Below are 26,165 nucleotides of genomic sequence, written 5' to 3' on the forward strand. Positions count from 1 at the left end.
CAGACGGCTAGGTTGTCCCATTCGGAAATCTTCGGATCAAGGGTTATTTGCACCTACCCGAAGCTTATCGCAGCTTATCACGTCCTTCATCGCCTCCGTGAGCCTAGGCATCCGCCATACGCCCTTTCTTACTTTCTTTACGACTGTATTTGCTATCAGTTTAACTGATAACGAATAAGTAGCTCATACTTTCAGCTGTATTCTAACTTGTGAAATCTCATCTTGCGATTTGATTCACTTTAGTCTGAACTAAAGTTCATTACTTACAGTTTTGCTTGTGTCAATATGTCAAAGATCTTCTTGCCTTAAAAGGCATGGTGGAGAATAACGGATTCGAACCGTTGACCCCCTGCTTGCAAAGCAGGTGCTCTAGCCAACTGAGCTAATCCCCCAAATCGAGATATTATATAAGAATGTAGTCCCAGGCAGATTTGAACTGCCGACCTCCACATTATCAGTGTGGCGCTCTAACCAACTGAGCTATAGGACTGTGTTGGTAAAGAGTAGCATCTCTGCCGAACATTCTCTATCTCTTATTTAATTAAACAGATGGTGCGTACAAGAAGAGAAGCGAACTTTTAAGTCTTGTTCCTAAATCTTCATAGGAAATTCGTCTCTCCAGAAAGGAGGTGTTCCAGCCGCACCTTCCGGTACGGCTACCTTGTTACGACTTAGCCCCAATTACCAGTTTCGCCCTAGGCCGCTCCTTACGGTCACGGACTTTAGGCGCCCCCGGCTTTCATGGCTTGACGGGCGGTGTGTACAAGGCCCGGGAACGTATTCACCGCGCCATGGCTGATGCGCGATTACTAGCGAATCCAGCTTCGTGGGGTCGGGTTGCAGACCCCAGTCCGAACTGAGACAGGCTTTAAGGATTTGATCCGTTTTGCAAAGGACCATCTCTCTGTACCTGCCATTGTAACACGTGTGTAGCCCCGGACGTAAGGGCCGTGCTGATTTGACGTCATCCCCACCTTCCTCACACCTTACGGTGGCAGTGTCCCCAGAGTGCCCAGCTTGACCTGATGGCAACTAAGGAGAGGGGTTGCGCTCGTTATGGCACTTAAGCCGACACCTCACGGCACGAGCTGACGACAACCATGCAGCACCTTCACAGAGACCCCGAAGGGCGTCATTGTCTCCAAATCCTTCCTCTGCAATTCAAGCCCGGGTAAGGTTCCTCGCGTATCATCGAATTAAACCACATGTTCCTCCGCTTGTGCGGGCCCCCGTCAATTCCTTTGAGTTTCACCGTTGCCGGCGTACTCCCCAGGTGGGATGCTTAATGCTTTCGCTTGGCCGCTGACCTATTCAGACCAACAGCGGGCATCCATCGTTTACCGTGCGGACTACCAGGGTATCTAATCCTGTTCGATACCCGCACTTTCGAGCTTCAGCGTCAGTTGCGCTCCAGTGAGCTGCCTTCGCAATCGGAGTTCTTCGTGATATCTAAGCATTTCACCGCTACACCACGAATTCCGCCCACTTTGTGCGTACTCAAGGAAACCAGTTCGCGCTGCAGTGCAGACGTTGAGCGTCTACATTTCACAACACGCTTAATCTCCGGCCTACGCTCCCTTTAAACCCAATAAATCCGGATAACGCCCGGACCTTCCGTATTACCGCGGCTGCTGGCACGGAATTAGCCGGTCCTTATTCATAAGGTACATGCAAAAAGTCTCACGAGACTAACTTTATTCCCTTATAAAAGCAGTTTACAACCCATAGGGCCGTCATCCTGCACGCTACTTGGCTGGTTCAGGCTCTCGCCCATTGACCAATATTCCTCACTGCTGCCTCCCGTAGGAGTTTGGACCGTGTCTCAGTTCCAATGTGGGGGACCTTCCTCTCAGAACCCCTACTGATCGTCGCCTTGGTGGGCCGTTACCCCGCCAACAAGCTAATCAGACGCATCCCCATCCATCACCGATAAATCTTTAATCTCCTTCAGATGTCTTCTAGAGACGTCATTGGGTATTAGTCTTACTTTCGCAAGGTTATCCCCAAGTGGTGGGCAGGTTGGATACGCGTTACTCACCCGTGCGCCGGTCGACGCCCATCAAAAGCAAGCTTTCGATGTCGTTTCCCCTCGACTTGCATGTGTTAAGCCTGTAGCTAGCGTTCATCCTGAGCCAGGATCAAACTCTCCATTGTAAAATATCATTTTTACTTCTTGCCTCATTGCTGAAGCAATCGGTGTTTGTTGTCTGTACTTAGGACGAATATCCTTTTCGTTTATTGAAGCTTAGTAAACCTGACTTGTCAATTGCTTGACGGTTCGTTTCTTTTACCCAGTTTCTTTATACTCCCTATATAATATAAGGTGTAATCCAAAACCGCTTCTTGTACTACTTGTCTGTTTATGTAAAATCTTTCAAAGAACTCTTTCTTTAGTTGCTAAGAGAAGTTGTATTTCTCAAAAGCGAGTGCAAAAGTACAAACATTTTCCGAAACCGCCAAATATTTCCAAGAAAAAGTTTCGGAATTAACAGTATTTTAACACTTTCGTCTTATTTTGCACTTATTTTGATACCAAACACTTTATTATATACATACACGCGCTCATATCTGCGTGTGGGCACACAAGCATGCGCATATATATAAATAGTACCAGAAAACTATTCTGCCTCCAGATAGAGAACACGAGACGACCAGTCGTTCTTCTTACCCCAGTCTACCTCATGAACATACGGCATTTCCAAGCCATGTTCCATAAGATACTTACCAGAGTAAGATTTTCCCTCACAATCAAGAGGCTTGTTATCAATTACATCAAGTTCTTTTACCTTATACATCTTATTCTCATCCAGACCAGCCATTTTAACTCTTGGCAAATGAACATTATAGAAGTTTGCCAATTTCCACCAATAGAAGACAGCCTTGTCTTTTGCTTCACTAACATACATAATAGAAGACAAGCCCTGATTATCGTACGGAGAAACCAAACGATAAAGGTCGCCAAACTGAACAACAGGACGAATCTCCTTGTATTCAGAGATAGCCTTTCGGCAGAGAGTCTTCTCCTCATCCGTCATATTCTTTGGCTGGATTTCCATTCCAAGTCGTCCGCTCATAGCCACATCAATACGATACTTCAAAGAAGTAGTGCGGAATACGGTATGGTTTGGCACAGCAGAGATATGACTTGCCATGGCGATGGCCGGGAAGAAATAGCTGGTTCCATACTGCATATAAATACGCTGCATGGCATCCGTATTATCACTTACCCAAAACTCATCAAAACCACGGAGCATGCCCCAATTGGCACGGCCACCGCCACTTGCGCAACATTGAATCACCACATCCTTATACTTAGCACGAATACGGTCGATAACCTTCGCAAATCCCTGATGATAAGCGATGTAGAGATGGCTCTGATCGGCTGCAGACAAGTATTGGCTGCCATGATTCATAATGGCCATATTGGCATCCCACTTGATGTAGGCTATATCTGGATATTTAGTAAGTAAATTGTCTACTACACCGAAAACAAAGTCTTGTACTTTTGGATTTGAGAGATCGAGCACCAGCTGGGTACCGCCACGGCCCAGAACAGCATCTCGCTTAGGAGCCTTGACAACCCAATCAGGATGCTTCTCATAGAGCATACTGGTAGTATTGGTCATTTCCGGTTCGATCCAGATACCAAACTTTACCTGGTTTTTCCTGGCATCGTTCAGCAAGCCTTCAATGCCATTAGGAAGTTTCTTGGTATCAACCACCCAGTCGCCGAGTGCACAGTTATCAGTAACACGAGGATATTTGGTTCCGAACCATCCATCATCCATCACGAAGAGTTCACCACCCATACTATGGATATCAGCCATCATCTGGTCCATTCCCTTTTGGTTGATGTCGAAATAAACACCTTCCCAAGAGTTGAGCAAGATATCACGCTCCTTATCTCCATGTGCTAAGATATATTTGCGTCCCCATTTATGGAAGTTTCTACTTGCACCGCTCAAGCCCTGTGTTGAATAGGTCAAAGCGAGTGCAGGAGTTTTGAAAGTCTCACCTTTCTTAAGATGATATTCAGAGTTCTGTTCATTAATACCGGCAAAGAAATAATGATATTCGGTATCATCAGTAACCGTCTTCAGCTTATAGTTACCACTATAAACCAAGGCTGCACCAATAACATTACCTGCATTTTCCTGTCCTTTACCATCGAGCGAGAACATGACTTCTGCATGATCGGTATGCGAATTGCGGGTACCATCATTGTTTCGAATTACAAATTCTCCAGGCTGCAGTTTTTCATGACTCAACTGCCCCTCAGCAGCCCAAGTACCGGAAAGATGACTCATCCAGACATCTCCACGACGGATAGGAAGCATAGCCGATGCGAAGGTAGTCAGGGTAACAGTACCCTTTTCACCATTCAGAATCTCGGTCCATGCCTCAATCATATCAACATCATTGTATGCACGATACTTCAAATCTACCTTTATATTATATACAGGATCTTTCAGATGAACGGTCGTAACAGAAGCTTTTCCTTCGTTCTTCACATCACAACCCGTAGCCACGAGTGCAGTTGAAAGATTGCCATCACTATGACGCATGGCAAGCGCTGCTTCAGCTGGAGTGTTCAGTCCATAAGCCGGATAAGCATCCATACGGCCATCAGTAGCGACCTTCAGATTCTGCAAATCGTTAGGATTCAACTTAGTACCGAAATAGAGATACTGGGCAGGCTTTCCATTCTCAACATCGAGAATGAGCGACATACCCTTTGTATTTACAGATACTTTTTCTGCCATCGCCGGAAGTGCGACAGTCATCAATATAAGTGCAATTGATTTTAACTTCATATTACCTTTCTAAGTTATTAGTTGCTTTTATAGTTTCTATTTTGTGAGAGATGATTTCTCATTTTCACATCGCAAAATTATAAAAAAATCCAATACACTCCAATACTTTTTTGATTTATTTTTCGAAGAAAGCAGAAAAGGACAAACAATCAGCAAATAAAGCAAAGAAAACACTTTAGAAATCGAAAGAATTCCTAAAAGATAGTCCACTTTAAGAAATTCTTAGTATCTTTGCAATGTTATAGCTGATAACGATTTAGGTATAGTGGCTTGAATGCCCTATTTCTCAAAATCAGCAGAATGTGTAACGAAAAGATATATAGAGATATGAAACTAAAGATACATTTCAGTCATAAAGAAGAACTTTGGAACTCATGGTCGCATGCAGGAGGTATCCTGATGGGCTTTGTCGTGGGAGCCATCTTCTTATATTGGTGTTTTACGATGCATAACGGATGGGCTACGGCGGGAGTTATCCTCTATCTGTTCGGTATGCTGATGTCTTACATCGCCTCAACGGTTTACCATGCCGTTTCTGCCTGGAGTAAATGGAAGGAGCGACTGCGCAAATGGGACCATGCCGCCATCTACTGGCATATTGCCGGTTCTTACTCGCCAATCACGCTCATTGCGATGCGAGACCAGGGATATTGGGGATGGAGTCTTTTTATCTTTATCTGGGCTTGCGCCATTGCCGGAACCATCATGAGTTTTGCCAGACTCAAGGATCACAGCAACCTGGAGACCATCTGCTTTGTAGGCATGGGATTATCGGTACTGGTTGCCTTTAAACCTTTGATAGACTCCGTATCCACCGCCACAGTCTGGTGGATTATTGCCGAAGGCGTCTGCTACATTACGGGCGCCGTATTCTACAGTATCAACAAGAAGAAATACATGCATTCCGTGTTCCATTTCTTCGTTTTAGCCGGTAGTATCTGCCACATCATTGCAGTTTGGGATATTCTCATGAAATATATCTAAACGACTTAATAAAAAGCATCAAGGCATCGGGAAGTTTTTGCTTTCCGATGCCTTTGTTTTTTTATAAAGTTCTATATTACAAGACATTCATCCATATCATACTCTTCTTATAATATAATAAGGTGGAATTGTTAACAATACGTTAAAGTATGAAAATAATTGCCCAAAAGTTTGGAACTTATCGCAGAAAAGCATACCTTTGCAGTGTCCTGTTGAAGTAGTACACTAAAACATTAAAGATTATGATACAGATTAAAGACATTGATTTCAGATACCCAGGTAGCAAGCACCTTGTATTTAGAGATTTCTCTTTGGAACTCAAGGAGAACAACATTTATGGCTTGCTTGGCAAGAACGGTACAGGCAAGAGCACCCTGCTCTACCTCATCAGCGGATTGCTCCGCCAGCAACAAGGTACCATTCTCGTGGATGGCATTTCGGCACAAGATCGCAAAGCCGAGATGCTGAAGGACATCTTCATGGTGCCTGAAGAGTTTGAACTGCCCAACGTTTCCCTCGCCACCTACGTGAAGATGAACCAGGAGTTCTATCCTAACTTCTCGCAGGAAGTGCTGGACCGTTGCCTCAAGGATTTTGATTTACCACTCTCTCTCAAGTTGAACGAACTCTCGATGGGACAGAAGAAGAAGGTATTCATGAGTTTCGCACTCGCCACAGGTACCCGCTTTCTTCTGATGGACGAGCCAACCAATGGTCTCGATATCCCATCGAAGAGCCAGTTCCGTAAGGTCATCGCCAATAACATGACGGAAGACCGCACCCTCATCATCTCTACCCATCAGGTGCACGATGTAGAGTCGTTACTCGACCACATCATCATCATGAACCAGAGCCAGCTTCTGCTCGACGCTTCGGTTTCAGACATCTGCGGGAAATACACCTTCGAATATCGCAACCCACAGGAGATGGACGACACCGTGCTCTACGCCGAGCCAACCCTGCAGGGCAATGCCGCCATCTGCAAGCGACAGGAGGGTGAGCAGGAAACACAGATGAACCTGGAATTGCTCTTCAATGCAGTGATTAATAAAAAATTAAACGATTAAATGATTAGACGATTATGAAAAAGAATTTCGATTTACATAGATTAAGCATGGTACTTCGTTGGGATATTCTCACCAACTGGCAGCGTCATCTTGGAGCTACAGCAGGTCTCACCCTCAGCATTTCCATCTATTGTGTATTGCGACTTTTTAGCATGAGATATTGGCTTAACTCAACCGAAGTAGAACTGGCTGGTCATCAATACCAGGTAAGTGTTTGCATGTTCTTTTCTATAATAGCATTCATCGCGTTCTACATCTTGGCAAGTTGTATATTCAATAACATGAAGACTAAATTGCAAAGAGAGAGTTTCCTGATGCTTCCTGCTTGTAATCTAGAGAAGTTTGTGGCCCGATTACTCATGACGAGTATCGGTGTTTTGGTTCAACTTTTTGTAGCAGTAATCTTGTCCGATGTTATACTGTTCATCTTTAGTTTCATCATCACTCCAGATTTTCATATCAGCATCACCTGGACTGTGCTCAGCCATATTATTTCCACAATTCACCCTTTCGACAACGACTGGCTGAAATGGATTACCCTCTATTCATTCATACTATTTTCCCATTCTTTCGCAACACTTGGCGGAACATTCTATCGCAAGTTGCCAGTATTGCTAACAGCTTGCACGGGCATTCTTCTTAGTATGATTTTGGGATACATAATCAACAAATTAGGAGAAGCTGGAGTTTTTGATTTCTTCAGTCATATTAACTTCAGCAATGGTTCCACAGCTGACTATTGTATAACAATTACAGCATTCTTTGTTTTCCTGGCTTTGGCTGCTTTCAACTATTGGGCATCTTACAAGCTCTTCACCCGCATGCAGGTTATCTGCAACAAGTGGATTAACATCTAAGAATTAAAATTTGAAGATTATGAATTTCAGTAATGATAAAGCAATATACGTACAGATAGCCGAACGATTGAGCGATGAGATTCTGGCGGGCAAGTACAAGGAAGACGAGCGAATACCGAGCGTCAGGGAATACGCCGTGTTGCTGGAGGTGAACGCCAACACAGCCGTGAAGGCATACGACCTGCTTGCCACCGACGAGATTATCTACAACAAGCGAGGCCTAGGCTACTTTGTTTCCGCAGGAGCCAAGAAGCAGATTAAGAAAACCCGCAAGAAGGAGTTTATGAAAGAAAGACTCCCGGAACTCGCCCGACAGATGCAGCTTCTCGACATCTCCATCGATGAAGTGAAGGAAGAATTGGAGAAGAACCTCAAAAAGATAAAGATATGACGACACTATTCATCCTCAAATATATATTTATAGCTTCTGTCTTTGCCTTATATATAATAAGGTGTATGTAATAACGTTTTTAAAAAAGAGTTACGCTTGCAACTTTCTGAAAGTTGCAAGCGTCTAATGGTTTAAATTGATATCCATAAAACGAAAGTAATATGTCATTAATTCATCTAAAAGACGTCAACAAGACCTACCAGGGTGCTCAGCCACTCCATGTACTGAAGGGCATCGACCTCGACATCGAGCGTGGCGAGTTCGTCAGCATCATGGGTGCTTCCGGCTCAGGAAAATCCACCTTATTAAATATACTGGGTATTCTCGACAACTACGATACGGGCGAATACCGACTCAATGATGTGCTCATCAAAGACCTCTCGGAAACCCGTGCTGCCGAATACCGCAACAAGATGATCGGCTTCATCTTCCAGTCGTTCAACCTCATCTCGTTCAAGACAGCGGTGGAAAACGTGGAGCTTCCACTCTTCTACCAGGGCGTGAGCCGTAAGAAGCGCCACGAACTGGCGATGGAATATCTCGAAAAACTGGGCTTGAAGCAATGGGCCAACCATTATCCTAACGAGATGTCGGGAGGACAGAAGCAGCGTGTAGCCATCGCCCGTGCCCTCATCACCAAACCCGAAATCATCCTTGCCGATGAGCCTACCGGAGCCCTCGACTCCAAAACGAGCGTGGAAGTGATGGACCTGCTGAAGGAACTGCACCAGAAAGAGGGAATGACCATCGTGGTGGTAACCCACGAAAGCGGTGTTGCCAACGAGACCGATAAGGTTATCCATATCAAGGACGGACTCATCGGAAGCATCGAAGACAACAGAGACCATCATCTCGTATCGAAAGACTACGTGAAATAACTTTGAACTTGGAACATGAGAGAATTAATCAAAGAAATATGGAGCACGTCGAAGCGCAACAAGCTCCGCACTTCGCTCACGGGATTTGCCGTTGCCTGGGGTATCTTCATGCTGATATTCCTGTTGGGCGCCGGCAACGGACTGATTAATGCCCAGTTGCAGCAAAGCACCCGATTCCTAGCCAACTCCATGCGAGTATTCCCGGGCGAAACCTCCAAGGCTTACAAGGGACTGAAGGAAGGCAGAAGCATCACGCTCAACGACAAGGATATCCTCATCAGCAACAAGACCTACGGCCAGTACGTGGATGATGTGGGTGGAAGACTGGAACAGTATAACGTGAACATCAACTATGGTGATAATTACGTGGCAAGCCAGTCATTGGTGGGTGTGGCTCCTACGCATCCCAAAATCGACAAGACGGAGCTGATTGCCGGACGATTCATCAACGAAATCGATATGAAGGAGCAGCGCAAGAATGTGGTGCTGAGCCGAAGCCAGGCCAAAGAACTCTGCAAAGACTATCGTTCGTTGGTGGGCAGGAACGTAAAGATCAGCAACCTCAACTTCCAGGTGGTGGGAATCTACAAGGATGATGAATCGCGCAATAATACCGAAGCCTTCATCGCCTACTCCACCATCAAGACCATCTACGCCAAGGGCGATGATGCAGGAAGTCTGGAGTTTACCATCAAGAACCTGAAGACCCAGGAGGATAACGAGCAGTTTGAGAAGAACTATCGTGCCAGCATCAACAATAACCATCAGGCAGCACCTGATGACGACCGCACCATCTGGCTCTGGAACCGATACATGGACAACATCCAGATGAACCAGGGAATCGCCATCATGCAGACGGCTCTCTGGATTGTGGGTCTGTTCACCCTGCTGAGCGGAATCGTGGGCGTAAGCAACATCATGCTCATCACCGTGAAGGAGCGAACCCGAGAGTTTGGCGTAAGAAAAGCCATCGGCGCCAAGCCTTGGTCGATACTGAAGCTCATCATCACCGAGAGCATCATCATTACCTCATTCTTCGGCTACATCGGAATGGTCTGCGGCGTGGCGGCAAACGAAATCATGGATGCAACCATCGGCCACACCACCGTAGATACCGGACTGTTTAAAGCCGCCATGTTTGTGAACCCTACGGTGGGCATCGGCACCTGTATCGGCGCCACCATCACCATCGTCATCGCAGGCACCATCGCCGGAGTCATCCCAGCCATCAAGGCTGCAAGAATCCGTCCGATAGAGGCGCTGAGAGCGGAGTAATGCAAAATGTTGAATGCTAAGTGTTGAATGTTGAATTCATTCTTGCTTACACCTTATTATATATATAGAATAGGCTATGCGATTAGATTTAGATACATATAAAGAGATTCTCGACACCATCACGAGGAACAAGAGCCGCAGTCTGCTTACGGGCTTCGGCGTGTTCTGGGGCGTGTTTATGCTCATCGCCCTGATGGGTGGCGGACAGGGACTGAAGGAGATGCTGCAAAACAACTTCACAGGCTTTGCCACCAACACCGCTATCATCTGGGCGCAGAACACCACCAAACCCTACAAGGGATTCAACAAGGGGCGCTCCTGGCAGATGGAAGAGAAAGACCTGGACAGATTGCGCCACCAGGTGCCCGAACTCGATGTCATTACCCCGCTGCTCTTCGGCGGCAACAAGTCGGTGGTATTTGGAGACAAAAAATTCAGCGGCAGCACACAGGGCGTGAATCCCGATTACGCCCAGGTTTCTGCGCCACAGATGTTTTACGGCAGATACATCAACGAGATGGATGTGCGCCAGCAGCGCAAGGTTTGCGTCATCGGCAAACAGATTTACAAGAATCTCTTTCCTGGCGGAGGTGATCCGTGCGGTAAGAGCGTAAGAGTTGATTCTACCTATTATATGGTGATAGGCGTAGATTACCGTTCGGGCAACGGCATCAATTTCGGCGGTCGTGCCGATGAAACCATCACCCTGCCCCAATCGGTTTTGCGCAGCGCTTATAACCGGGGTAAGGCGGTAGACATCATAGCCACCACCGGCAAACCGGGCGTAGTGATGAGCAGCATTGCCCAGCGGATGAGAGAAACCGTAGCAAGAGCCCACAGCATAGACCCTACCGACGAAAAGGGCATTATGGTGTTCAATACCGAAGTACTCTTCCAGATGCTCGACAACCTGTTCAAGGGCGTCAACTTCCTCATCTGGCTGGTGGGTATCGGCACCCTTCTCGCCGGCGCCATCGGAGTTTCCAACATCATGATGGTAACGGTAAAGGAGCGAACCACCGAGATAGGCATTCGCCGAGCCATCGGAGCCACGCCTAAGATGATACTTTCGCAAATCATCTCCGAGAGTATTCTCCTCACCCTGGTAGCCGGCATGAGCGGCATCCTCTTCGGTGTTGCCATCCTGCAGATGCTGGAAGTAGGAAGTACCACGGATGGCATTCTTACCGCCCACTTTCAGGTAGATTTCTGGACGGCCATCTCTTCTGCCATCCTCATCTGCATTCTCGGCGGCCTAGCCGGACTCGCCCCTGCATGGCGAGCCATGAGCATCAAACCGGTAGATGCGATGAGAGACGAATAAATAACTTTGAACTTTGAGATTTGAACATTGAACTTTATGAAATGCTTCAAGTCAATATCTCAGAGTTCATCAGGTAATCATAAAGTTCAACGTTCAAAATTCAAAGTTCAATGTATAAGAAGTATTCAAAGTTGATTGTTGCGGCGATTGTCGCCTTGATCTTCATCGGAACCTTCGTGTTCCTTTATGAGAAATCGCAGCCTAAGCCTGTGGAGTATACTGAGTTTACTCCCAAGATGGCTGATGTTTTGAAAACTACCGTCATCACGGGCAAGATTGAGCCTCGCAACGAGGTGAGCGTAAAGCCTCAGATTAGCGGTATCATCACCGAGATTTGCAAAGAAGCAGGTGATTATGTTCAGGCGGGCGAGGTTATCGCCAAGGTAAAGGTGATTCCGGATATGGGACAGCTCAGTTCGGCTCAGGCACGCGTGCGCCTTGCAGAAATCAACCTGAAACAGGCACAGGTGGATTATGGCCGCGAGGAACAGCTCTTCAAGAAACAGCTGGTCAGCGCCGATGAGTTTGATAAGGTAAAGCAGGCGATGAAACAGGCACGCGAGGAGGTTACCGCTGCCGAAGATGCTCTCCAGGTGGTACGCGATGGTGTAAGCAAGAGCAATGCCAGCGCTTCTTCCACCCTCATCCGTTCTACCATCTCGGGCATTATCCTCGATATTCCGGTCAAGGTGGGTAACTCGGTGATTCTTGCCAATACTTTCAACGATGGTACTACCATCGCCAGTGTGGCCAACATGAACGACCTCATCTTCCGTGGCAATATAGATGAAACCGAAGTGGGAAGTCTCGTTACAGGAATGCCGATGAAGATTACCATCGGAGCCTTGCAGAACCTCAACTTCGAGGCAAACCTGGAGTATATCTCTCCTAAGGCTGTAGAAAACAATGGTGCCAACCAGTTTGAGGTAAAGGCAGCCATCCGTTCTACCAAGGGCGGCAAGATTCGTTCTGGTTACAGCGCCAATGCCGAGATTGTACTGGCCAAGGCTACCCATGTACTCACCGTTCCGGAGAGTGCCATTGAGTTTAGCGGCGATTCTACCTTTGTATATATCATAAAAGGTAGCGGCGAGAAGAAGACTTATGAGCGCAAACAGGTAACCACCGGTTTGAGCGATGGAGTAAATATAGAAATCAAGAAAGGTCTGGGACTCAAGGACAAGGTTCGCGGTCCTCAGGTAATAGCAGAAAATAAGGATGATGACGAATAGTCATCATCCTTATTCTTTTTTATAGGCATCAGATAACTTAGATGTTATCCTTTTCGATATCCTTGAAGTAGCGGTAAGTACCCACCTTCAGTTCATCGCAGGCAATCTCATCACAAACGATGATGCCATGCTGGTGCTGCTGCAGAGCGCTGATGGTCCAAGCCTGGGTAACAGGACCTTCGATGGCAGCCTGCAGGGCGCGGGCCTTGTTATGACCGTTGCAGAGAATCATTACCTCTCGGGCAGCCATCACGGTACCCACACCTACGGTCAGAGCCAGACTAGGTACCTTCTCAGGATCATTATCGAAGAAACGGGAGTTGGCAATCTTTGTATCTGTAGTGAGCGTCTTTACTCGTGTGCGGGAGGTTAGAGAAGAGAATGGCTCGTTGAAAGCGATATGACCATCAGGACCGATACCACCGATAAAGAGGTCGATGCCACCCGCTTCTTCTATCATCTGCTCATAATGACGGCACTCCTCTTCCAGGTTCTCGGCATTACCGTTCAGAATATGAATATTCTCCTTAGGGCAGTCGATATGATTGAAGAGATTGGTAGCCATGAAAGAGTGATAGCTCTCAGGATGAGATTCCGGCAAACCTACATATTCATCCATATTGAAGGTGATGACATGCTTGAACGAAACCTTGCCTTCTTTTACCGCCTTTACCAGGTTGGCATACATGCCCTGAGGTGAAGAACCGGTTGGCAAACCCAGAACAAAAGGACGTTCAGCTGTTGGTTGAAATCTGTTAATTGTTTCAACTACATGATCAGCTGCCCACTTTGACAGCTTCTCATAATCTTTTTCGATAATAACACGCATAATCTATTTCTTATTGTTTAGTTGTATAATTCAGGAAACAAAAATAATAAAAATCTGTTTCATTACCGCTAAAAGATGAAAAAAATTATATTTTTTTACAGTTTGCGGTATCTACTTCTTCATAGCCCTCCTGCTCTACATATTCATCAAAACCGATACTGATATCGGCGCCATTCTGCTCGAAGAGACGCAGTAATTTCTGCTGCATATCGGGTGCGATGAGGATGGCGCCGCGCTTCGCCTTGCAATAGGTGCTTTCGCTGATATAGGGCGAAAAGTGCCAGAAATGAGGCGTATTGGCAGAAGGTATCGTGCCGAACATGCGGCGGAATCCGCGTGCCATGCGTATAATCTTCTTCTGAAGACGATAGGCGCAGCCCTGCTCGCTGCAGGCTATACGGTCCGGGTTCAGAATACTGAATACCTTCTCCGACTTACGCAACTTCTGATAACGCTCAAAACGAGCACAAAGGTGATGTACCGGACACGCCTCCTTGAGACATACCGTATCAATGGAATGGATTGAAATATTGTTCATACTCATTACTTTTTTAGTTGGATAAATAATTTTTTCTTCGAAAGATTGAGAGGCTGTTATCGGCAAATAGCCAACTGGCGAACCACAGACAGCCAACTAGCCGCTATGAGAACAGTGGGCTGTTCTAGTCAGACAGCTATCGGAAAAGCCTGAGAAAGAATTTTAAGAAAGGAACTGCGAAAAACTCTTCACTCTTCACCTTACCCTCGGAAATGCCGATAAACAGAGGGGATTCGAGGGGTGAAGAGTTGTTTCTCACTCTTCACCCACTCTTCACCCATCTGCCGCTTAGCTATATTTTCAGATTCTTACAAGCAGATAGGCCTGACCCTTCTTGGTATGCTTCATCTTGCAACCCAGGAGTTTGAGCGACTGGCCGATGCGAATCTTGGTACTCAGATTGCTGATCAGCATCGGAAATCTTTCGTGCAGAACCTCGAAAACATCCGAACAGATGAGCCATTCGCCCGTTTCATTATCTTCAGGAACACGGAAGCAGCTCTTCAGCATCGACTCAAAATCATCTACCTTGAAGAAAGGAAGATTGCACTTCTGGATGCGGTCTACCTCAGCATTGGTAAACCAATAAGGCGTCTTCTTATGGCAAAGCTCATACATAACTTGTGCATAGAGCTGGTCATAAATGATGGGTGAACCGTTGTCGATATATTCACCTGCCGGAATGTGCAGACAGACGAAGCGGCGGCTACCCGTAGGGTCGCAGAGCGGATGCTCATCATTGGTAGTTGCCAGGAAGGAAGCGTAACGCGGACGGTCATCCTGACACTTGCCGAAGATAGGGCGCCCGTTCACCTTCACCTTCGAAAGCATCTGCTTCAGCTTGCCCTGCTGCGATGGTCCCATATTCGCAAACTCATCTATGTTGACAAAGAGATTATGAGTGAGCGCCATCTCGGAGTCAAACTTATTGGCAAAGTTGATGTGGTCGAGGAAATACTGGCGCAGATGATCCGGCAGCAGGCGATAGGCAAAGGTACTCTTGCCGCAACCCTGCTTGCCGATAAGCACAGGAGTGGTTTCGTTGCCATGAAACATATCCATCTGCAACCAGTGGGCGACAGCCGAACGGAGCCAGGTGGCGCACCATCCCAACTGTTCACTTGTAAGCCCCGGAATTCTGCCAAAGAGTTCAGCCACATGGTTCTTACCATCCCATTCCGGCAGGTTCTCGAGATACTCCCTGATAGGGTCAAACTCCGGAACCTCTTCAGAACGTACGAACTCCTCAATATCCTGTCGGGGCGACTTCTTGCCTCCCACACCCAACCGTTTGGCGTGACGGACGATGGAATTGAAAGCCTCCGGAGTCAGCACCTTCCAGGTTGAGTCAGAAGATTCCTCCTCTTCCCCACCGGTTTCCGGTTCCTCTTCTACGGTCTCCTCGGCTTCGTCCTCATTCTTTGAGAGAGAGAAATACTCGGTTTTACCACTTAGCACATTTCTACGGAAGAGATAATACTCATCGAGAAAACTCTCAACAAGAGAGAGTGCAGAAATTTCGTTTGTCATCTTATCTGATGACGATAAGGTTTTTAAATTTTCCATTATGTGTAAATTTTAAGATTAATAATAATCATCCTTTTAGCCCTTATATATAATAAGGTGAAGAGTGGTGAAGAGTGGGTGAAGAGTGGTCTCTATCTCTTCACCCCCCGAAACCCCTCTGTTTATGGGCATTTCCGGGCTTCAGGTGAAGAGTGAAGAGTTTCAGCTCATTCATGGCTCAGCATTTCGCCGCTCTTTCGTTTTCGATTGCAAAGTTAATACTTCCCTTCACCGATTCCAAATTTTCCCCGCCACCTTCCCGCTACATTTCTGAAATCAGGGAAGAAACAAGGGGGCTACGGGGAAAAGTATGGGGAATTTCTTCAAAATCCTTGTCTTAATCGGGATAATTTACTTCGAATTCGCTCATTTGTGTAGAGGATAATTTGCCTAAATAGTGACAACAATTAATATTTTGTAATTTGGGTGTATAACTTACTTTCGACTTCAATTTAGCTAATAGTCTAAATTGAAACCAATAAAAAAGTACACAACAAAGTTTTCTAAGAGATCAAGGATTGAAAAACTATTTAAAGAATAGAACTTTTATCAAACGTGTTACACGAATTGAGACACCTTAGTCGTAATTTTGCAGCCGAAATAAAAAATAATTGTATTATGACATTAAAAGAATTACTAGACTCGCTTTCGTTTGACGAAATTGCACCTTTCCTCATAAGGCATTATACATACGATTATGCGCCAGGAGATTTGGTACCATATAAACAGCATTTCGATTATCTTCGCAGTCTTACGCCCACCAGTCAGGAGCTTATAGAAAACAAAATAGCTCAAATATCCATGGGCAAGGACCAACTGAAAGCTTACCCTTTGGAAGGTGATGATTGGGAGGATAGCTTAGCAAAAGAAATTGTCTTGGACAAAGATGTGAAGGCAAGCCTCGCTGAAATCGCAGCCTGTTGCTTGTGGCATACGTCATTTTGGGGCTACTTGCCCTACCAGCGTGAAGAAACTGATCTGAGATTAATACGCACAGCAAAATTTTATAAGAACAAGTTTTCTGAGATTATCCCCTCAAAACGGGAAATGATGCAGATTCCTTCTTTCCGCAACAAGATAAGGAGCGATATGAAAAGTGTGCGTAAGAATCATCCCAAAAGGAATGGGGAAAAAAGAAAATTGTTCGGGTTCAAAAGAAAAAGACTCTGGCGTTTCTGGAAACGTGTTCTTATCAATCATGAATATGACAGGCGTATCAAGTACTGTTCTCCTTTCATTGAATATATATCAAAGGAAAGAAATGATGCCTACAGATATGGAATGCTTTATAGAGCCAACCATATTAACATCCTGCGACTTGAAAGCTATGCCTTTGATGCTTCTAAACGTTTTGACTATATCAAGGAACTCGTTGAAAAGTATGGCGCAATGAATGATATTACCCGATATGCCAACTGTATTATCTGTGTGAGTTTTTCTTCTGCACATCCTCTTCATGAGATGCTGGAAATACAGCATTTTTTTGTGGATCTGCTTCCTAAAATGTTTTGCCCCAGAGTAGATAATTCTCTCGGAGAAGAAATAAGAATAGATGTGGCTTATTACGAATAAAAAAGTAACTTCAAACAATATAGAAGCGTATAGAACGTTTTCAAATAAAAAGTTTCAAAATATGACTGCATTGGAGAAATATATTTGGATAGTAAGAACACTCTATAACAAAGGAGACAGAGGGTTGTCGCTGAAAGAACTCAACGACAAATGGATACTTGACGAGAACATCAGCAATGGAGAGCCTTTGCCACGGCAAACCTTCGACCGGTGGAAAGGAAACATTTTGATGACATTCGGCGTGAACATAGAATGCCGGCTGAAAGGCGGTTACCGGTATTACATCTCTAACCCAGAATGTTTGAGTAAAGGCGGTCTCATACGTTGGCTATTGGATACGTATTCTACAGCAAATACCCTGTCGCAAAGCACTCAGTTGAAAGACAGAATACTTGTTGATGAAATACCATCCAACCGTAACTACTTGACAAGCATCATTGAGGCAATGAAGAACAACCATGTGGTAACGTTGACATACAGAAGTTTTATACACGGCACCTTACATACGTTTTCCGCTGAGCCTTACTGCCTGAAGATGTTTCAGAAAAGATGGTATCTGCTGGCAAGAAACCTGGATGATAACTGTCTGCGTATCTACGGACTTGACCGTATGGAAGATATGGAGGAAAGCAAAGAGCATTTCACGATGCCCAAGAATTTTGATGCAAACACCTATTTTTCCTCTTTCTATGGAATAGTAACAGACGAGAACATCCCTATGCAACGCATTGTGGTTCGGGCAAATAGACAACATCAGCATTATCTTCGTTCCCTACCATTACATCCTACCCAGAAAGAGATATTCACCTGTAAGGACTACGCAGACTTTGAGCTGACATTGCGTCCTACCTATGATTTCATCATGGAACTGTTACATTTTGGAAATATGATAGAGGTATTGGAACCACAGTCCCTACGACAGACCATGAAAGGTTGGGTAAGTGACTTGTGGGAGTTATATGAAAACGACTGAAAAGAATGTAGATTATGGAAAAATTTGATATTAACAAAGAACTCAAAAACTTAGAAGGACTATCTGTCAGAGCCAAATGCTCTGCATTGGATGACCTATGCTGTACGCTAAGAGAAGCCATATCAGATATCAGTAATGCCAAAAATGAGATTTTGGAAGAATACGAGCGTTCTTGCCGAAAGAAATTCATCGATGAGATCAATTCGAAGATTAAAGCAGACTTCGATGGCAGAATACCCTACGTGGACAATTACGGATATCAAGTTAGCTACGATGGGATTACCACGTATATCAACTTCTCATGTATAGAAGGAGAATGGTATATCTATTTTACTATATTGGAAGGTAGCCTGAAGCCCGTAAAAGAACTTGTCAGAAAAATGGGAGGTGATTCCGAATCCCTGGAGCTACGTGTTTCAGAAGAAAACCTTGTTTGGAAATTCCTGTACGCTTTATACTCTACAGATGACTATACCCGAAAAGAAGTTATCTTCAAGTTCGGTGACCAGGCTAATACTGTCAATTCAGAAAACTGGAAAACAATACCATTAGAAACCATGGATTCAAGAACAGATTGGGTTGTAATTCTGACTGATGACGCAGAAGCTTATCTCAATGAAATAAATGCGATAGTCACAAAAATGAAGCATCCCAAGACTTGCTTTGTGATAAATTTGCATCCATGTGCCAATTACAAGCATTTACAGAAACTATGGGACAATTATATCATGACAGACAAGGAATCTGTAGGAGTACTTCTTAATTTTATACATCATCACTTGGTGAATCCAAGTAGGATAACTTTCTTCATACAAGATTTCAGAGAATACAGCGTTCCATATCCACTTGTGAGAGCTGTCTCTACTGAAATCGGGAAGAAAGTCACAATTGATTCTAACGCAAAAGCTATATATTATGGTCTATGCTTCGAACTGAATTGTGAATTTGCAGATTCTTACATGAATACGTTTAATGAAAATTTAGACGAAATGGGTGAAGATATTGGTTTGCAGTGGTCTATCCAAAACTCTACAGACAATATTGTAGAGGTTCTATACTTGTACGAACCAAAAGTTTAATTATAAAACATATTAATTATGAACAATTTAACAAAACAACTGGCTAACTTATATGAGCCAAAGTGGAAGGAATTGAAACAAAAGTTGGATGCTAAAGGCATCAAGGTGCAATCACCTTTTATGCTGGGTGTAGCATTGGAACATAACAACCAAGGAGGTTATGTTGACGAAAGTTGGTGGACTGATGCCGACTTGAAAGTCATGGTGTTCGGGCAGGAACCTCTCAATTGGCCTATGCCAATATTGGATGATGGCTCCCAAGTACAGTCTGATGATTTCGTAGAACTATACCAACGTTTCTATTCTGACAATTATAAAGGGCAATATTTCCTTACTGATTCTGACAATCACTTGGCTAAGAATAAGTTCTTCAGCATGGGATTCAATGGTATCATGTCGGGTATCAAAGACTTCGTTCTTGGCGAACAGTATTCCGACAAGAAAGTAGCATACCTTTGGAACAACATTTCAAAGTTGTCTGTAGGAGGACGCAAGGGTGTTGATTCTGGCATTCATGATTTGGAGAAAGAATACTTCCATGTCATCCCTCAGGAGATAGAGATATTGAAGCCTGATGTTCTCATTTTCTTGACTGGTCCTGGCCAAAACACCTATTACAGCTACATCCAAGATAACTTCAACGTAAAGGGTTCGCCAATGCCTTTGGTAGGAAATGATATTGACGCAGTGGCAAAACTTGACATTGAAGGCGTCAGCCTTGCTTACAAGACTTACCATCCTACAGCAACCAAGGATGGAGATAGAGGCATAAAAGACGCAGAAAAATGGCAATACTATCATGCCATCTTTGATGATATGAAGGAGCATCTCGATGATATTTTCAACAATAAATAGATGAATCATTCTAAGATTATATTTCTCGATTTTGATGGTGTTTTGAATACAGAACACCATCAAAGACAATTACTGTATGAAAGGAAAGCGTGGCAAGACAAATATGGAACTTGTTTTGACCCAGAAGCCGTGAAACAACTGCAAACCATAGTAGATATGACCCATGCGGACATCGTAATAGAATCCTCATGGAAATATCTCGGTTTGGAGGCAATGCAAGACATGTGGAAAGACAGACAATTGCCAGGAAAAGTAATAGGTATAACTCCGTCTGCTATCAGTGATAACATTTTGCTCTCGACAGACTTGGATGTGTTAGATTCTTCTATGCTTCATTGTAAAGGGGCGGAAATAGCTTCGTGGCTTCATGAGAATAATATGCAAGAGGTTCCGTATGTCATTATTGATGATGAGTATGTTATATTGGAATCTCAACTTCCTCATTTCATTTTAACCAATCCCTACGATGGTCTTATAGAAGAATTGGCAATGAGAGCCATTGGTATTCTGAATCGGCAATAAAAAGCAAAATAATTTAATCTTAGTCTCGACGTGTCATAATTTGTGGGACACCATCGCCATATCTTTGCACTCAGTTAAACAATTAAAGTTTCAAAGATATGACTAATGATAAATCAAACAAAGAGTTGGATAAATCTACTTTGCGTATTCCTACATTCAATATGATACTTCGTCAGATTCTTGTTGTTAATGCTTACGGAGACAAAAGCCTTAGCGATGAAATTCTCCTCCAAGATGAACTGTTCTACAACACCGTCAGTCAGTTGAACTTTTCAAAGGATTCAAGCGAAGTGAGACAGCTGTTGTCCTATCTTCTCGAATTGACAGGAGAGCCTGATAGTTATCTGGTGGAGGAGATTCTGCTGGACTTTGTGATAGGAAAGGGATGCACGGAATGTTCGAAGACCATTTGTGAAGATGCTTTTGGCAAGCATCCTACGTTTGCCGACATGATGCGCCATCCTTGGTTTGAACACTTGATGAATCATCCTGCACAAACCGAACCCTACAATCCGCTTTCTCCATTTGTTCGCAATGACGCTTTCTATTGGCGCAATTTCCATTTTCCTCTGTTCTACCATCTTCAGGAAGGTAACAGTTTGGCTTTGGAAGTATTGGATTATCTTGCGACAAAAGGCGACATTCCTTCCATGGAACGTGTGTCACTTTACTACTTCGATAAATGCCAATTTTCCAAGGCATTTCTTTTATTTAAAGCATTGCATGAGAAAATGCAGACAACCGAATGGTATGATTGGACGATTAAGCAAGAAATCACCTACAAACTCGCTCATCTATATACCTATGGAGAAGGTGTAGAGCAAAATCTCGACAAAGGGGCTCAATACTACAAAGAGCTTGAAAATGGCTACAACTGGGGAAACAGAGCCCAATACCAGTTGGGAAGAATGGCAGAGAAAAGGCATAACTATATAGAAGCGATGTGGTACTATAGGAAAAATATTGATAGCCGCGAGTATGGCAAGTACAGCTTCTACAGGAGAGATAAGCCGAAAGACTTGTTTCCACTTCGATTGGAGATTGCTTTTAGACAGATGAAGAAGAAGCTCAACCCTATAGTTGACTGTCTGACACTTGCGACTTGCCAAAAATGTAACGACATGGTTCTTCAGTTGAAGGTCATGATGAATGCAATAGTCACAATTGAATGGGGTGATGGTGAAACTGAATCAGTAAAATGGAAAGTGGATGACTGGGGACAGGTAAGACATTCATATCAATCGCCAGGCTATTACTGTATTACAATAAAAACAGACGAGGAGAACGTATTGACTGGATTCCATATTGTTTCTCACAAGGCAATATGCTCAATAGATGTTTCCGGCTGTAAGGGATTGACGCATCTATTGTGTCCAAATCAAATGTTGAAACAAATGTCTTTAAGCAAGACTGAATATCTCTCTGTGCTTGATGTACATGGAAATAGGCTGCAAAGAATCAACCTCAGAAAGAATCCGTTGCTTACAATCGTTGATTGTTCTAACAATCCGTTGCAAAAGATAGAAGCAGTGAAGCATCCTCCATTCAGTTTAATGTGCATAAGAAAAACAAGGCTGGGAACTAAAGCAAAAAGGAGATTTCATGAAATCGTTCGTTTGAATGCAGGTCGATTATTGAGTGAGGGCTTTGTTAACCAATTGACAGAGCCGCTTTTGCCTACGTTGCTGTTTTATATAAAGAACAGCACTTGGGAAGATGTCTTGGCATGCTTGCAACAGGAAAACGAAGATTCAAAGGAAAATAATAACTTCACGGTATTGCACAGCGTCTATGTCTTACTTAAAGCATATCGTCACGTCACTCCGTGCCCATACAAAAATGGTTTTATGTGGGCGTCAGGAACATGGGTCGTTATTGCACATAAGTTTAAAACCAAAAGAACGGGTCAAATAGTAGAATGTGAGACTTCCGAAGAAGAGTTCTATTTGTATGAACGCCCTTGGAGCATGATTCTTGGAACACCAGTAAAAGCATGGGACAATCGTTTGCCATTCATGATGCTTCCACAACATCCAAATGCCTACTATGCAGCCATGTGCTTATATAATATGGTGGACAATAACACTGAAATGAAGAAACATAAAATTCCAAAGAGCGTTTATGGCAAAGAAACTTTCTAAAATAATTTTTCTTGACTTTGATGGTGTTCTGAATACAGAATACCATCAAAGACAATTACAGTTTGAAGGAAAAATATGGCAAGACAGGCACGGTGCAATGAGAGTCATCAACATATTGAATCAACAATAAAACTTTCAAGGAATTTTAATTTAGTTCTAACCTGTCATAAATAATGGGGCACCATAGCCATACCTTTGCACCCAATAGCGTAATTAAATTTTCAAAGATATGGCAAATGATAAGTTAAACAAAGAGTTGGTTTCTCGTATGATGGACGATGCTGCATGGAAAGTACTCTCCAAAGACTTTCCATGGACAGAACAGTTGCTTGAGAAGTATATGAACTATGTGGACTGGAAAGAAATTTCAAGAAACTACGATGTAGTGTGGACCAAAAGCCTACTTGAAAAATTCAAGCACAGACTTGACTGGCACGAATTGACATCAAACAGTAGTACACTATTGTTTACAGAAGACAACATAGAGACATTTAAGGATTATTGGGATTGGAAAGTGCTATCAGACAAGTCTTGTATCGACATGACCCACGAACTTTTAAACAAGTATGCTGACAGATGGAATTGGGCATACATAATAGATCGATATGGTGACGATTCTATTACCTACAATGAGGAATTTCTCGAAAAGTATGGTGAATATATCCCTGCCTCAGAGTTGGGCGGTTCAAAATTATGGGACTGTATTATAGAAAAACGAATAAAAGCACTGAAACAGGGGGTGTAAATTAAACTGTGTCAAGGCTTGTTCTTAACTTTCATTCCCACTCCCTGCTGGGGGCATGCCCCCAGCAGGGAAGTCTTTTCGGCTGCAAAGTTACATAATTTTAAATCTATCTCCAAATTTTATTGCCAATTGTTGAGAAAGTTGTCCCCAATTTGCCAGTGGCATAGTCCATTTCTTACGGATGTTGCGGTAAGCTAAGTATACAAGCTTCTCCAAAGAATTATCCGTAGGAAAGACCCCTTTAGTCTTTGTGACCTTTCTTACCTGTCTGTGATACCCCTCAACCGTATTGGTCGTATAAATGAGTTTACGGATGGCTGGAGTATATTGGAAATACTCTGTCAGACGTTCCCAATTGTCACGCCATGACTTGATGACAATTGGGTACATCTCTCCCCACTTAGACTCTAACAGGTCTAAATTAGCAGCAGCGGAGTCTTTGTTTACTGCACCATATACTGTTCTTAAATCCTTGATAAACTCCTTTTGATGCTTACTGCCAACATACTTGATAGAATTGCGTATCTGATGGACAATACAGAGCTGCACAGAACTCTCAGGAAATACGCTTTGGATGGCATCTGGGAAGCCTTTGAGACCATCAATACAACAAATCAAGATGTCTCGAACACCACGGTTCTGAAGATCCGTAAGAACTTCTAGCCAGAAGTTAGCTCCTTCACTCTTAGACACATACATACCTAACAGTTCTTTTTGGCCTTCCTTGTTGATACCAAGAATGTTGTAAATGGCTCGTGTGACAGCTCTGCCATTCTCATCCTTTACCTTATAATGGATAGCATCAAGCCAGCAAATGGCATATACAGGATCGAGCATGCGAGACTTCCAGGCGGTGATTTCGGGTAATACACGGTCTGTTATAGAGCTGATAGTATCGGCTGATAGAGTTGTGTTGAACTCACGCTCAAAGTAGCTGCTGATGTCACGTGTGCTGGTGCCCATGGCGTACATCTCAATAATCTGGTCTGCCATGCCATTGGCAAGAATAGTCTCACGCTTCTTTACGGTCTCAGGTTGGAAAGTTCCGTCTCGGTCACGAGGAGTCTCTATAGTGACCTCACCATATTTTGTTTGAACCTTCTTACTCATCTTACCATTACGACGGTTGCCGGAAGAGCGTTCCTCTTCACTTAAATGAGCATCCATCTCACCTTCGAGAGCTGAGTTGAGAATACGCTCTAACAATGGAGCTAATGCTCCGTCCTTGCCAAATAAGGCTTCACCACTACGCAACTGCTGAGCTGCTTTCTTGTAATCAATTTCTAAGTTGTCCATAATATAAAAACTGTGTTAAACTACTTTTATTGTAGCTTGACACAGTTTAATTTACACTCTCCTGAAACAGGAAATACTGGCTTAAATTACTCTTTTTTCGCTCAGACCTCAGAAAACTCTGCGTCATGTTTCTTGGCTTCAGCTTGATTCCCTGCTATAGGTAACACTTGCCTATAATGTTGGTTGTGAAGGCGGTGCCCCGCATAAAGGCTTAACCACTCTCCCTAAGCTGCTCTAATGTGACGCTTGCTTCACATCAGTGCAGTTTCCCGGCTTTCTCTTCCAGGATCACCAAAGGTGTTCCTGGAAGAGAAAGCCGGGAAAGGGCTTAAACATCGAAGACCTAAATATTTCGTTTAAAAAGTTCTGCAAGATATCCGATTAAAGTGTCCGTTATATTTAAGGGCTTAGTATCGTCAATATCAAACGATTGTCCATCAGCGAAGAAACATCTTAGTTTTGTACCTGAATATTTCAAGGTACAAATGATATACTCATTTTGCATGACAGACAATGCTTTATGGTTCGCGACAGTTGGTTGAATGGCAACATTGGTACGTAGTTTTTCAGCCAATAGCAACCTTATTTCTGCAAACTTCTGTAGCAAGCGGAAGAAATGGATAGCCTTGAACACTTCTGTGTAATTGGCAATCTCATTCTCAATAGGCTCGTATTTACATGCCTTGATAGAGAAGTCTATTGCCTTTTCCCTGTTTGTTTGGCTTTTCAATATGCTCTCACGGAATAGGCTATTTTTCTGATAATAGCGAGCCGTCTTCTCGTATTTTGGCAGGACATTTTCAACGGCAGGACGCAAAGCCTCATATGTCTCGAAGTTGGTTCGGGCAAACTTATCCATGAGGTGATAAAGAAACCAAATTTCGATGCAAGGGTGACTCTCGATGAAAATAACTCCTTGCTTTTTGTATTTCTCCTTTGCTTCTTGATAAATGGCGTATTGCGCTTTGTTCTTGACCAAGGTATCGGTGTCGATGACGAGAAATATCGCATCGGCACGTTCTTGTGGGTTCTTGCGAAGTTCCTTGTCTATGAGTTTCAAGTTCTGCTTATATGAACTACGGCTGTTCTTGGGAATGTCCGGCTCCATAGAGAACTTGAAACGGTTGTTGGTGCGCAACCATTCAAAGTAGTACCATTCAGTAAAACCCTCACAATAGATTTTGACGGTATATTCAAGCGGTCTCTGTTCCATGTTAACCTCCTTTC

General features: G+C 43.9%; 22 protein-coding genes, 2 tRNA genes and 2 rRNA genes (1 of these 26 cut by a window edge). 16 read left to right on the forward strand and 10 right to left on the reverse strand.

Features of this window, described 5'->3' with window-relative positions; translation table 11 throughout:
* The 5 genes from KUA46_RS12675 to KUA46_RS12695 form a co-directional block, all read right to left on the reverse strand.
* Window positions 1-138: ribosomal RNA gene (locus tag KUA46_RS12675) — 23S ribosomal RNA — on the reverse strand; it reaches 2,759 nt to the left of the window's first position.
* Window positions 139-315: 177 nt separating this feature from the next.
* A tRNA-Ala gene (locus KUA46_RS12680) sits at window positions 316-392 on the reverse strand.
* 24 nt (window positions 393-416) lie between these two features.
* Window positions 417-490, reverse strand: a tRNA-Ile gene (locus tag KUA46_RS12685).
* A gap of 132 nt (window positions 491-622) precedes the next feature.
* Window positions 623-2,154, reverse strand: a 16S ribosomal RNA gene (locus KUA46_RS12690).
* The 16S and 23S rRNA genes sit together here with 2 tRNA genes alongside, the layout of an rRNA operon.
* Window positions 2,155-2,618: 464 nt before the next feature.
* Entirely contained in the window at window positions 2,619-4,814 is a 2,196-nt protein-coding gene (locus tag KUA46_RS12695; protein WP_218487877.1) for an alpha-galactosidase, read from the reverse strand.
* A 327-nt stretch (window positions 4,815-5,141) separates the two neighbouring features.
* On the opposite strand from KUA46_RS12695, the gene trhA reads away from it, so the two are divergent.
* The 8 genes from trhA to KUA46_RS12735 all read left to right on the forward strand — a co-directional run bounded on the left by trhA (window position 5,142) and on the right by KUA46_RS12735 (window position 12,822).
* Window positions 5,142-5,798, forward strand: a complete 657-nt coding sequence (gene trhA / locus KUA46_RS12700; protein ID WP_117695654.1) for a PAQR family membrane homeostasis protein TrhA — start codon at window positions 5,142-5,144, stop codon at window positions 5,796-5,798.
* Between the two features lie 242 nt (window positions 5,799-6,040).
* Window positions 6,041-6,865, forward strand: coding sequence for an ABC transporter ATP-binding protein (locus KUA46_RS12705; RefSeq protein ID WP_218487876.1), 825 nt, complete (start codon window positions 6,041-6,043; stop codon window positions 6,863-6,865).
* 14 nt (window positions 6,866-6,879) lie between these two features.
* Window positions 6,880-7,722, forward strand: a complete 843-nt coding sequence (locus KUA46_RS12710) for a hypothetical protein (protein WP_217746363.1) — start codon at window positions 6,880-6,882, stop codon at window positions 7,720-7,722.
* 19 nt (window positions 7,723-7,741) lie between these two features.
* Window positions 7,742-8,113 carry a GntR family transcriptional regulator gene (locus tag KUA46_RS12715; protein ID WP_117695648.1) on the forward strand — a complete coding sequence of 124 codons (372 nt, stop codon included), beginning with the start codon at window positions 7,742-7,744 and terminating at the stop codon, window positions 8,111-8,113.
* 161 nt (window positions 8,114-8,274) lie between these two features.
* The gene (locus KUA46_RS12720; RefSeq protein WP_006848206.1) at window positions 8,275-8,991 is read left to right on the forward strand and encodes an ABC transporter ATP-binding protein; all 717 of its coding nucleotides are present in this window, start codon (window positions 8,275-8,277) and stop codon (window positions 8,989-8,991) included.
* 15 nt (window positions 8,992-9,006) lie between these two features.
* The gene (locus tag KUA46_RS12725; RefSeq protein ID WP_218487875.1) at window positions 9,007-10,266 is read left to right on the forward strand and encodes an ABC transporter permease; all 1,260 of its coding nucleotides are present in this window, start codon (window positions 9,007-9,009) and stop codon (window positions 10,264-10,266) included.
* 76 nt (window positions 10,267-10,342) lie between these two features.
* On the forward strand, window positions 10,343-11,590 hold the full coding sequence (locus tag KUA46_RS12730; RefSeq protein ID WP_218433630.1) for an ABC transporter permease: 1,248 nt from the start codon (window positions 10,343-10,345) through the stop codon (window positions 11,588-11,590).
* A gap of 110 nt (window positions 11,591-11,700) precedes the next feature.
* Window positions 11,701-12,822 (forward strand): efflux RND transporter periplasmic adaptor subunit, encoded by a 1,122-nt coding sequence (locus tag KUA46_RS12735; RefSeq protein WP_218487874.1) that lies wholly within the window; start codon window positions 11,701-11,703, stop codon window positions 12,820-12,822.
* A 37-nt stretch (window positions 12,823-12,859) separates the two neighbouring features.
* Here KUA46_RS12735 and nagB read toward each other — a convergent pair whose 3' ends face one another.
* The 3 genes from nagB to KUA46_RS12750 form a co-directional block, all read right to left on the reverse strand.
* On the reverse strand, window positions 12,860-13,651 hold the full coding sequence (gene nagB, locus KUA46_RS12740; RefSeq protein WP_118152249.1) for a glucosamine-6-phosphate deaminase: 792 nt from the start codon (window positions 13,649-13,651) through the stop codon (window positions 12,860-12,862).
* Window positions 13,652-13,736: 85 nt separating this feature from the next.
* Window positions 13,737-14,189, reverse strand: a complete 453-nt coding sequence (locus tag KUA46_RS12745; protein WP_118190480.1) for a DUF6078 family protein — start codon at window positions 14,187-14,189, stop codon at window positions 13,737-13,739.
* A gap of 300 nt (window positions 14,190-14,489) precedes the next feature.
* Window positions 14,490-15,755: a VapE domain-containing protein gene (locus KUA46_RS12750; protein ID WP_218487873.1), complete on the reverse strand. Its 1,266-nt coding sequence runs from the start codon at window positions 15,753-15,755 to the stop codon at window positions 14,490-14,492.
* 618 nt (window positions 15,756-16,373) lie between these two features.
* On the opposite strand from KUA46_RS12750, the gene KUA46_RS12755 reads away from it, so the two are divergent.
* The 8 genes from KUA46_RS12755 (at window position 16,374) to KUA46_RS12790 (ending at window position 23,642) form a co-directional block, all read left to right on the forward strand.
* Window positions 16,374-17,327: a hypothetical protein gene (locus KUA46_RS12755; protein WP_153079283.1), complete on the forward strand. Its 954-nt coding sequence runs from the start codon at window positions 16,374-16,376 to the stop codon at window positions 17,325-17,327.
* Window positions 17,328-17,388: 61 nt separating this feature from the next.
* Window positions 17,389-18,300, forward strand: coding sequence for a helix-turn-helix transcriptional regulator (locus KUA46_RS12760; protein WP_153079282.1), 912 nt, complete (start codon window positions 17,389-17,391; stop codon window positions 18,298-18,300).
* Between the two features lie 14 nt (window positions 18,301-18,314).
* Window positions 18,315-19,379, forward strand: coding sequence for a hypothetical protein (locus KUA46_RS12765; protein WP_153079281.1), 1,065 nt, complete (start codon window positions 18,315-18,317; stop codon window positions 19,377-19,379).
* An 18-nt stretch (window positions 19,380-19,397) separates the two neighbouring features.
* Window positions 19,398-20,234 (forward strand): hypothetical protein, encoded by an 837-nt coding sequence (locus KUA46_RS12770; protein ID WP_218487872.1) that lies wholly within the window; start codon window positions 19,398-19,400, stop codon window positions 20,232-20,234.
* The gene (locus KUA46_RS12775) at window positions 20,235-20,756 is read left to right on the forward strand and encodes an HAD domain-containing protein (RefSeq protein ID WP_119229034.1); all 522 of its coding nucleotides are present in this window, start codon (window positions 20,235-20,237) and stop codon (window positions 20,754-20,756) included.
* A gap of 98 nt (window positions 20,757-20,854) precedes the next feature.
* Window positions 20,855-22,897: a hypothetical protein gene (locus KUA46_RS12780; RefSeq protein ID WP_218487871.1), complete on the forward strand. Its 2,043-nt coding sequence runs from the start codon at window positions 20,855-20,857 to the stop codon at window positions 22,895-22,897.
* Complete coding sequence (locus KUA46_RS12785; RefSeq protein ID WP_218487870.1) at window positions 22,878-23,027, forward strand: hypothetical protein; 150 nt, start codon at window positions 22,878-22,880, stop codon at window positions 23,025-23,027. The genes KUA46_RS12780 and KUA46_RS12785 overlap by 20 nt, the downstream gene beginning before the upstream one ends.
* Before the next feature lie 99 nt (window positions 23,028-23,126).
* A complete protein-coding gene (locus tag KUA46_RS12790) occupies window positions 23,127-23,642 on the forward strand; it encodes a hypothetical protein (RefSeq protein ID WP_218487869.1) in 516 nt (171 codons plus the stop codon).
* 90 nt (window positions 23,643-23,732) lie between these two features.
* Here the strand turns inward: KUA46_RS12790 and KUA46_RS12795 are convergent, their stop codons facing one another.
* The gene (locus tag KUA46_RS12795; RefSeq protein ID WP_118142106.1) at window positions 23,733-24,938 is read right to left on the reverse strand and encodes an IS256 family transposase; all 1,206 of its coding nucleotides are present in this window, start codon (window positions 24,936-24,938) and stop codon (window positions 23,733-23,735) included.
* A gap of 343 nt (window positions 24,939-25,281) precedes the next feature.
* Window positions 25,282-26,151, reverse strand: a complete 870-nt coding sequence (locus KUA46_RS12800; RefSeq protein ID WP_119237379.1) for an RloB family protein — start codon at window positions 26,149-26,151, stop codon at window positions 25,282-25,284.
* Between the last annotated feature and the right edge of the window lie 14 nt (window positions 26,152-26,165).

The sequence above is a fragment of the Segatella copri genome (assembly GCF_019249765.2).
Taxonomy (GTDB): domain Bacteria; phylum Bacteroidota; class Bacteroidia; order Bacteroidales; family Bacteroidaceae; genus Prevotella; species Prevotella copri_K.